The following is a 9609-nucleotide window of genomic DNA, read 5'->3' on the forward strand; positions in this document are numbered from 1 at the left end:
GAATCCGGTGCCGGTGGGATACCGCCCCGTGAGGGCGGCCTGCCGCAACGGGGCGGCTCCGGATTGCCGCAGCGGACTCCGGCCTCGTCGGCGCCCGGTGGTGAAGAACGTCCGGCCGCCCAGCTGCCGCCGCGGGAGGTCGGCCCCAACGGCCTGCCGCAGCGCACGCCGGGCACCAACGGCGCTCCGGCCCGCGAGGCCGGGACCGGCCTGCCGCAGCGGGAGTCCGCCAATGGTGGTCTGCCGCAACGGGATTCGTCCAACGGTGGACTACCCCAGCGCGGTGCGGCCGCGAGCGGACTGCCGCAGCGCACGCCGGGTTCCGCCGGTGTGCCCGGCCGCGAGGCCGCTCCCACCGGTTTGCAGCGCGAGGGCGGTCTGCCCCAGCGTGAGGCGGGTAACGGCCTGCCGCAACGGAATTCGGGCAGTGACCTCCCGCAGCGGGAGGGGATCGGCGGGCTGCCGCAGCGTGACGCCGGTGCAGGTCTGCCGCAGCGAGAGTCGACCGGCGGTCTCCCGCAGCGGCCCCCGGCCGCGGGCGGCCTACCGCAACGGCAGCCCGGCGCCGGGCTGCCTCCGCGTCCGGAACCCACTCCGGGGCTGAGCCTGCCCGGGCGCAACGCGCCGCAGGCGGATGCCGCGGACGGTGCGCGCCCGGAATCCGCCGGTGGCGAGGGTCGCGAACGCGGCCGCCACAGCTACCGGTCGAATCCGCAGAAGACGGCGTCGTTCTTCCAGACCCGGCTGCAGCCCGCAGCCGATCCCGGCCCGTCGCTGGGCGGCACGCCGATCTTCGCCGAGATGATGTCGGCGTGGCTCGCGGACCCCAACGCGGATCGGTCCCAAGTCGCCGCCTCCTTCGAATCCCCAGGTGACGAAGGTTGGCAGGCTGCCCGGCGGGCGGTGGAAACCCCGTCGGAAAAGCGGACGGCGGCCGGATTGCCGCAGCGTGATCCCGGCAATCGGCTGGTGCCCGGTGGTGTCACCGGACGTGCCGATCGGGCGCCGCGCCGTGACCCAGAGTCGATCAGGTCAAGTCTGAGTCGTCACCAGCAGGGCGTCCGGGATGGCCGCGCAATGGGAGCAATGAACCTAACCGGAGATAAAGGAGACCGATGAACCCCGATCTAGGTGGTACGAACCGTCAGCTGGATTGGCTGGTTTCGAACTTCGCCAACGAGGTTCCGGGCGTCGCTCATGCCGTGCTGGTTTCGGCGGACGGCCTGTTGATGGCCGCGAGCGCTCAGTTGCCCGTCGACCGCGCCGAACAGCTGTCCGCTGTGACGGCCGGTCTGGCCAGCCTGTCAGTCGGCGTGTCGAACCTGTTCGAAGGCGGCACGGTGCTGCAGTCCGTGGTCGAGATGGAACACGGTTACCTACTGCTCATGGCGGTCGGTGACGGTTCCTATCTGGCCGTGCTGACCAACACGTCCTGCGACATCGGCCAGGTGGGATACGAGATGGCACTACTGGTCGAGCGGGTTGGCCAGACAGTTCAGGCCACACCTCGCGTCACGATGGGTTCCTGATGGTGGGATGGACATAGACAACCAGCACGTGGGGAGCGCCGAGCCCAGCCTCGTCCGTCCGTACTCGCTGACCGCCGGTCGTACCCGACCGACGGTGGAGTTGGCCTTGGAGGCGCTCGTCGCATCGCATCCGGTCGCCCTCGAGCGGCAGTTCGAACTGACCAACATCGAGACGTCAATCGTGGAGTTGTGCCGAGAATCGCCGTCTGTTGCGGAACTGGCTGCCCGACTGGGTATTCCGATCGGGGTGGCTCGAGTGCTCGTCGCCGACCTCATCGAGGCGGGACATGTGCGAGTTTCGGCGACTTTGAAAGACGATTCGAGCGACGATGAACGTCGCGAGCTGATCGAAAGGGTTCTCAGTGGACTCCGGCGTATTTGATTCGACGGCCCAGGTCGATACCCGCAGCGCCAAACCGACCTCCGCGAAGATCGTGGTGGCCGGTGGCTTCGGTGTGGGTAAGACGACCTTGGTCGGTGCTGTATCGGAGATTGTTCCGCTGCGCACCGAGGCTTTGGTGACCAACGCCAGTGTGGGCGTCGACAGCCTGGCCGCCGTGCCGACGAAGGCCACCACCACGGTGGCCATGGACTTCGGCAGGATCAGCCTCGCCGACGATTTGGTGCTTTATCTGTTCGGCACACCCGGCCAGTATCGCTTCTGGTTCATGTGGGACGACCTGATTCGCGGCGCCATCGGGGCGGTAGTGCTGATCGACACCAGACGGCTCGAGGACTCCTTCGCCGCCGTCGACTACTTCGAGGCTCGCGGGCTGCCGTTCCTGGTGGCCATCAACGAGTTCGACGACGCACCGCGCTACCCCCTGGAGGACATCCGCCAGGCGTTGGCCGTCCCGGCGGACGTGCCGATCATGTCGATCGACGCGCGCCGGCGCGAGCCGGTGAAGCAGGCGTTGGTCTCGGTCACCGAGTACGCGCTGCGCAAAGTGGTTCAGGGTTACTGATACGCCGACGACCGGCCGCGACCATCAGGCGGCCGGATCGACGCGGCGGTCGACACGAACGTCGACGCCACGCGCCGGGGTGACGCCGCATCCGCTGGTTACCCTCGGGGCGTGAAGATTTCGGCGCGTGAGTTTCTCGACGGCGTCCTCGACCCCGGCTCGTATCGCAGCTGGGATCGGGACCCGATTCCGGTCGCGGCCGGCCCCGCCTACCGCGCCGAACTCGACGCCGCGGCACAGCGGTCCGGTGTGGACGAATCGGTGCTGACCGGTTCGGGACTGCTGCGTGGGCGGCCGGTCGGGGTCATCGCCTGTGAATTCGGCTTTCTCGCCGGCTCGGTCGGTGTCGCGGCCGCGGAACGCATCGTGACGGCGATCGAGCGGGCGACCGAACAGGGTCTGCCGCTGGTCGCCTCACCCACCTCCGGCGGCACCCGAATGCAGGAGGGCACGGTCGCTTTCGTGCAGATGGTGAAGATCGCGGGCGCGGTCGCCGCGCACAAGGCCGCCGGCCATCCCTATCTGGTGTACCTGCGCAATCCGACGATGGGCGGCGTCTTCGCGTCCTGGGGATCCCTGGGCCATATGACCTTCGCCGAACCCGGGGCGCTGATCGGATTTCTCGGCCCGCGGGTGTACGAGGCGCTGTACGAGCGGTCGTTTCCCGAGGGGGTGCAGACCGCGGAGAACCTCTATCACAACGGCGTCATCGACGGTGTGGTGCCGGTGCGGGTATTCCGCCGGATCGCGCACCGGGTGCTGAACGTCACGGTTCCGGTTGAGTCGCAACCGGATTCGCGTCGCCCGGGAGCGACGTCCGCGTCCGTGCCCCCGGCGGTCGCGCCCGGAGCCTCGGTGGGCGGGGCCGGAGTGGGCAGCGCCGCCGGACACGACAGCGATCGTGCGCCGGAGTCGGGCGGCGCGCCGGACGGTCGTGCTGCCCAGGGCACCCCCGCTGCGGGAGTGCAAGGGGCACAGTCCCATTCGTTGGACGCGGACGCGGCGCCCCAATCATCCGACGTCGGCGGGCCGGTTCCACTCGCCTGGCAGTCGGTGCTGATCTCCCGCGATCCACTGCGTCCCGGCCTGCGAGAACTGTTGCGCCAGGCCACCGATCGGGTGCCCCTGAGCGGCACGGGTCAGGGCGAATCCGACCGGACCGTCGTCCATGCCCTGGCCCGGTTCCGCGGCGAACCGTGCGTGGTGTTCGGCCACGACCGTTCCGGCCAGACCGGTGAGAACACCATGGGCCCGGCGGCATTGCGTGAGGCCCGCCGCGCCATGCACCTCGCCGCCGAACTGCACGTCCCCCTGGTCCTGGTGATCGACACCGCCGGGGCCGCCCTGTCCCGGGAGGCGGAGGAACGTGGTCTGGCTCCGGAGATCGCCCGCTGCCTCGCCGATCTGGTCACCTTGGCGACCCCCACTGTCTCCGTCCTGCTCGGACAGGGCACCGGCGGCGGCGCCCTGGCGCTGCTCCCCGCCGACCGCGTCCTCGCCGCCACTCATGCCTGGCTGGCCCCGCTCCCTCCCGAGGGTGCCAGCGCCATCGTCTTCCGCGACACCGATCACGCCCCGGAACTCGCTGCGGCCCAACGGGTTCGCGCCGCGGAACTACTCGCCGACGGAATCGTCGACCGCGTCGTGCCGGAGCGTCCCGATGCCGCCCGTGAGCCGGTCGACTTCTCCCGCCGCATGGTCGCCGCGATCGCCGAGGAGCTGGCGGACCTGCGAACTCGGCCCGTCGCGGACCTGCGCGGTGACCGCCGAAACCGCTACCGCCGGCTCGGACTATCGAGCTGAAGCGCTACACCGGTGTCCATTGCGGGGCGCAGCGCCGGCCAGGAGAGTCGCGAGCCATCGCACCGGCGGTGTGGCCCGTGCGGAAGGAGTCTGCCTCGGGGAGAGTGCCCGCGAAGATGTGGAAGAACGAAGATGTGGAGGAACACGGCATCGGCGTAGGGCCGAGGCCGAGATGGTCCCGCCGGTCACATGCGATACTGGGCTATCTCCAGAATCAGCTGGAACCAGTGCGGAGTGAGGACTCGATGACAGCCGATCCGATGCCGTCCGAAGACCGCGCGCGTCCGCGATGGCCGGTGCCTCCACCGGAGGGATACACCGCCGATGATCTCGACACACTTCCCGATCTTCCCTCACATACCCAGCTGATCGACGGGAGTCTCGTCTTCGTGAGCCCGCAGATGATGTTCCACATGCGCGTCATCAACTATCTCGCTCGGACGCTCGGCGATCAGGCTCCGGCCGACTTCGAGGTGTGCCGGGAGATGACTGTGACGCTGGGGCCGCGGCAGCGCCCGGAACCCGACATCATGGTTGTCGATGCAAATGCGGTTGACGACCTCTCGACGACAACCTTTGTGCCCGCGGACGTCGTCCTCACGGTCGAGGTGGTATCTCCCGACTCCGAGGAACGGGACCGCAAACGCAAGCCGTTGCTGTACGCCGAAGCCGGTATCCCGCACTTCTGGCGCATCGAGAACGCCGACGACCGTGCGGTTGCCTACGTCTACGAGCTGGATCCTGCGACGTCGCAGTACGCGCTCACCGGCATTCACCACGATCGGATGCGACTTCAGGTCCCGTTCGGGATCGATCTCGATCTGGGCCGGGCAACACAGCGATGAAGCGGTTCGAACCGCGGGTCGCGATTCCGGCTCCTGGTCGGTGGCTCTGCCGCGGCGGGTGTGAACACGCACCGGTTCGTCGTTGACGCTCGGGCAAACCGCTTCTACGGTCGGAACGGTGACCTTTCGCAGCGAGAGCAGCGCAGTGCCGTCGGTGATCCTCAACGACGGTCATCTGATTCCGAGATTGGGGTTCGGCGTCTTCCAGGTGCCGGAGGGGCAGACCTTCGATACGGTGACCGCCGCGCTCGAGGCGGGGTATCGCAGCATCGACACCGCGGCCGCCTACGGTAACGAGGCCGAGGTCGGGCGGGCCATCACCGAATCAGGTATCCCGCGCGAGGACGTCTTCGTGACGACGAAGCTGTGGAATTCCGATCAGGGCTACGACTCGACGCTGCGCGCGTTCGACGCGAGCATGGAGCGGCTCGGGTTCGACTATCTGGACCTCTACCTGATCCATTGGCCGGTGCCGCAGGCCGACCGCTACATCGACACCTTCCGGGCGTTCCAGACCTTGAAGTCGCAGGGCCGCATCGGTTCGATCGGGGTGTCGAACTTCCAGATCGATCATCTGCGGCGGCTGATCGGCGAAACCGGCGAGGTCCCGGCGGTCAACCAGATCGAACTGCATCCCGCGCTCGCGCAGACCACGCTGCGCGCCTTCCACGCCGAACACGGCATCGCCACCGAGGCGTGGAGTCCGCTGGGCCAGGGTGCGGAACTGAAGGATCCGACGGTGACCACGATCGCCGAGCAGGTCGGCCGCACGCCCGCCCAGGTACTGATCCGCTGGCATCTGCAGTTGGGCAATATCGTCATTCCGAAGTCGGTGACACCGAGCCGGATCCGCGAGAATTTCGACGTCTTCGGCTTCGAACTCGACGCCGATCAGATGACCACCCTCAGCGCGCTCGACACCGGCAGCCGGGTGGGGCCCGATCCCGATACGTTCGCCATGGGGCTGGACTGACCAGAGTCGAATTTTTGGCGCGGACTCGGCTCGAAATCGGGAAAAACCCGCGAATCGGCCGGGGTTTGCACGAACAGTTCGGACCTATCCACCCTGCCGAGCGGGATGGATCCCCAAATACCGGGTGAGCTCCACCGCCGCCGCCCGCCCGGCCCGGTTGGCGCCGATGGTGCTGGCCGACGGCCCGTAGCCGATCAGATGGATGCGCGGATCCGACGCCACCTGGGTGGCCAGCTGCCCGGTCATCGTGATGCCGCCGCCGGGGCCGCGCAACCGCAGCGGGGCCAGGTGGTCGAGTGCGCTGCGGAAACCGGTCGCCCACAGGATCACATCGGCGGCCCGGAAGCTGCCGTCGGCCCAGCGCACACCGGTCGGTTCGATCCGGGAGAAGATCGGATGCCAGGTCAGCGCTCCGCGGGCGCGGGCCGCCCGGATTCGGTCGTCGACCGGCAGTCCGGTCACCGAGACCACCGATCGCGGCGGCAGCCCGCGGCGCACCCGATCCTCGACCAGGGCGACCGCGCGGCGGCCGTCGTCCGGCCCGAACGGCCCCTCGCGCCAGCGCGGCTCGGTCCGCGACACCCATGTCGTGCTGGTGACCTGCGAAATCTCGTCCAAGAGCTGGATCGCCGAGATTCCGGCGCCGACCACCACGACATGTTTTCCGGCGAATTCGGCGGCGTCGCGGTAGTCGTGCGCGTGCAGCTGCCGGCCGGCGAAGGTCTCCGCGCCGGGGTAGTAGGGGATGAACGGCTTCTCCCAGGTCCCCGTCGCATTGATCAACCCGCGGGCCCGCAGGGTCTCGGCGGCGCCGTTCGCGGGAGTGTCCCCGGACACCGTTTCGACATGTAGAAAGCCGTCGACCGCGGTCCCCGGGCAGGTGGCCGGTGTCGCCCGATCGCAGACCACCCGCACCGATACCGGCCGGCGCACCCGCAGCTCGAACCGCTTCTCGTACAGATCGAAGTAGTGCGGGACCGCGGTCGCGGCGGGTACGGAATCCGAACCGGGCGGGAGGGTTTCGGCGAACGACATCCCAGGCAGGTCGTGCACCCGGTTCACGGTGCTCAAAGTCAGTGAGGCCCAGCGGAACTGCCATGCCCCACCCGGTCCGGGCGAATGGTCGACGATGACGAAATCACGTTCCGGCGCCAAGCCGAGCCGCCGCAGGTGATAGCCGACCGACAGTCCGGCTTGGCCGGCGCCGATCACCACAATCTCGAAATCGGGTGCGGTCACCGCCGTCACAGTACGCGTCGAGTGCGCTGCGGCAACTGTGCGGCGCATACAGTGGAGTCGATACCGACCGGCGGGTGCGGTGAGGCGCCCGCCGGAAGTGAACCGCGCGAATGGGGAGAGGTCAGATGCTCGCAGTGAGCCGGGATGGTGACGTGGTCACCATCGAATTGCAGCGCCCGCAGCGCCGTAACGCCCTCAACGACGAGTTGGTGGCGGCGTTGCGGGAGGCCGTGACGGCCGCGGCGGCCGACGCTCGGGTGATCGTCCTGACCGGTCAGGGGCCGATCTTCAGTGCGGGCGCCGATCTGTCGGGTGTGTACTCGCAGGACTTCCTCGGCTCCCTGGTCGATCTGCTGCACACCATCGAGACGGTTCCGGTGCCGGTGATCGCCGCGATCAACGGGGGCGCGCTCGGCGCGGGGGTGCAGTTGGCGCTGGCCGCGGATCTGCGGGTGATGAGCCCGGACTCCTACATCGCGATCCCGGCGGCGAAGCTCGGCATTTCGGTGGATCGCTGGACGGTCCGCCGTTTGGTGTCGCTGATCGGCGGCGGCCCCGCGCGTACCGTGCTGATGGGTGCCGAAACCGTAACCGCCTCCGACGCTTACGCTTTCGGCTTCGCCAATCGGATCGGCACCCTCGCCGACGCGCAGGAGTGGGCGAAATCGATCGCCGAACTGGCCCCGTTGTCGCTGCGGCATCTGAAGCTGGTGTTCAACGACGACGGCACCCGCGGCGAGGACACGCCCGAGCAGCGGGCCGCCCTGGAGGCGGCCTGGCGCAGTGCCGACGCCGAGGAGGCCCGGCTGGCCCGATCCGAGAAGCGCGCGGCGAAGTTCGTGGGGCGCTGATGGCCGCCCCCGAACTCGTCGCCGCTGCCCGCCGGGCGGCGCTGGCCGCCGCCGGGTTGGTCGGCCTGCGCTGGGTGGCGCGGGCGGCGTGGCGGATACCCGCGGAGCTGGGTGCTTCCACCGCTGCCATCGCACCTGTCGCCGCCGGTTCGTCCCGCTACCGCGATCGGCAATTCCACAACACCGAACCGAGCAGCCAGATCGCGCCCGGATCGGGCATGTCGCTGCTGGTGTCGGCGCTCACCCGGCGTGATGTGGGCCGGCCACCGGCGGATATCCCGCTGGCGACGGCGACGCATCCCGAACAGGCCGCCGAGCTGGCCGTCACCTGGTTCGGGCACGCCACCGCCCTGGTCGAGATCGACGGTTACCGCATTCTCACCGACCCGGTCTGGAGTGAGCGGGTCTCGCCGTCACCGCTGGTCGGTCCGGCGCGAATGCATCCGGTACCGGCGCCGCTGACCTCGTTGCCGCCGCTGGACGCCGTCGTCATCTCGCACGACCACTACGACCACCTCGACCGCGAGACGGTGCGCGCGCTGGTCGACGCTCAGGACGCGCCGTTCGTGGTGCCCATCGGGATCGGCGCCCACCTGCGCAAATGGCAGGTCCCCGAGACCCGCATCATCGAACTGGATTGGGGCGCTTCGACTTCCCTCACCCGGCCGGGACGCGGTGAACTGATCGTCACCTGCACCGAGGCGCGGCATTTCTCCGGGCGCGGGCTCACGCGGAACACCACGCTGTGGGCGTCGTGGGTCTTCGCCGGACCGCAGCGACGGGTGTACTTCGGCGGCGACACCGGGTACACCAAGGCCTTCGCCGAGATCGGCGCGAGCTATGGTCCGTTCGATCTGACCCTGCTGCCGATCGGGGCCTACGACGTGCACTGGCCCGATGTGCACATGAATCCCGAGGAGGCGGTGCGCGCGCACGCCGACGTCTGCGTCGGCGACGCCGGGCACGGCATGTTGGTGCCGATTCACTGGGCCACCTTCAACCTCGCGTTCCACGGCTGGTCGGAGCCGGTCCGCCGATTGGTTGCGGCGGCCCGTGCGGCGGGTACTCCGATTGTCGTGCCGCTTCCCGGGGAACGGATAGATACCAATGCGGTATCACCGCAGGTCCCATGGTGGGAGGATGTGCGCTAGGAACGCAATCGACGAATGAAGGAGTGGGCTTCATGAGTTTGATGGATACGCTCAAGGGCTTGGTGGGCAAGGGCCGCGACGCGGCCTCGCAGAACTCCGAGAAGGTCCACGGTGCGGTCGACAAGGCCGGTGGTTTCATCAACGAGAAGACCGGCGGCAAGTACTCCGACCACATCGACAAGGGCACGGAGGCCATCAAGAAGAACATCACGGAGCAGGGTGGTAACACTCCGCCCGCCGCGCCGCCGCAGAC

10 protein-coding genes and 1 pseudogene are annotated in these 9609 nt (G+C 68.7%); 10 read left to right on the top strand and 1 reads right to left on the bottom strand.

The window, feature by feature from the left end:
• From ON37_RS03350 to ON37_RS03380, 7 genes and pseudogenes are all read left to right on the top strand, one after another.
• Positions 1–1119, top strand: a pseudogene (locus ON37_RS03350) (sensor histidine kinase); the annotation flags it as partial.
• Positions 1116–1529 (top strand): roadblock/LC7 domain-containing protein, encoded by a 414-nt coding sequence (locus ON37_RS03355; RefSeq protein WP_011207200.1) that lies wholly within the window; start codon positions 1116–1118, stop codon positions 1527–1529. The pseudogene ON37_RS03350 and the gene ON37_RS03355, both read left to right, overlap by 4 nt.
• A 7-nt stretch (positions 1530–1536) precedes the next feature.
• Positions 1537–1911 (top strand): DUF742 domain-containing protein, encoded by a 375-nt coding sequence (locus ON37_RS03360; protein ID WP_025347064.1) that lies wholly within the window; start codon positions 1537–1539, stop codon positions 1909–1911.
• Positions 1892–2494, top strand: a complete 603-nt coding sequence (locus tag ON37_RS03365) for a GTP-binding protein (RefSeq protein WP_025347065.1) — start codon at positions 1892–1894, stop codon at positions 2492–2494. The genes ON37_RS03360 and ON37_RS03365 overlap by 20 nt, the downstream gene beginning before the upstream one ends.
• A 111-nt stretch (positions 2495–2605) precedes the next feature.
• On the top strand, positions 2606–4297 hold the full coding sequence (locus ON37_RS03370; protein ID WP_040716564.1) for a carboxyl transferase domain-containing protein: 1692 nt from the start codon (positions 2606–2608) through the stop codon (positions 4295–4297).
• Positions 4298–4542: 245 nt separating this feature from the next.
• Positions 4543–5142, top strand: coding sequence for a Uma2 family endonuclease (locus tag ON37_RS03375; protein WP_040716573.1), 600 nt, complete (start codon positions 4543–4545; stop codon positions 5140–5142).
• A gap of 118 nt (positions 5143–5260) precedes the next feature.
• On the top strand, positions 5261–6115 hold the full coding sequence (locus ON37_RS03380; protein WP_040716566.1) for an aldo/keto reductase: 855 nt from the start codon (positions 5261–5263) through the stop codon (positions 6113–6115).
• An 84-nt stretch (positions 6116–6199) separates the two neighbouring features.
• On the opposite strand, the gene ON37_RS03385 is transcribed toward ON37_RS03380, so the two are convergent.
• Positions 6200–7402, bottom strand: a complete 1203-nt coding sequence (locus ON37_RS03385) for an NAD(P)-binding domain-containing protein (RefSeq protein WP_051031116.1) — start codon at positions 7400–7402, stop codon at positions 6200–6202.
• 77 nt (positions 7403–7479) lie between these two features.
• Between ON37_RS03385 and ON37_RS03390 the strand changes: the two genes are divergently transcribed.
• From ON37_RS03390 to ON37_RS03400, 3 genes are all read left to right on the top strand, one after another.
• On the top strand, positions 7480–8205 hold the full coding sequence (locus ON37_RS03390) for an enoyl-CoA hydratase (protein WP_040716568.1): 726 nt from the start codon (positions 7480–7482) through the stop codon (positions 8203–8205).
• Positions 8205–9356 carry an MBL fold metallo-hydrolase gene (locus ON37_RS03395; protein ID WP_083892695.1) on the top strand — a complete coding sequence of 384 codons (1152 nt, stop codon included), beginning with the start codon at positions 8205–8207 and terminating at the stop codon, positions 9354–9356. Before ON37_RS03390 ends, ON37_RS03395 begins: the two co-directional genes overlap by 1 nt.
• A 32-nt stretch (positions 9357–9388) precedes the next feature.
• Positions 9389–9609, top strand: a 221-nt coding sequence (locus ON37_RS03400; RefSeq protein WP_051031121.1) for an antitoxin, incomplete at its 3' end; no start/stop codon positions are given.

The sequence above is a fragment of the Nocardia veterana NBRC 100344 genome (genome assembly GCF_000308855.1).
In the GTDB taxonomy this organism is placed as follows: domain Bacteria; phylum Actinomycetota; class Actinomycetes; order Mycobacteriales; family Mycobacteriaceae; genus Nocardia; species Nocardia veterana.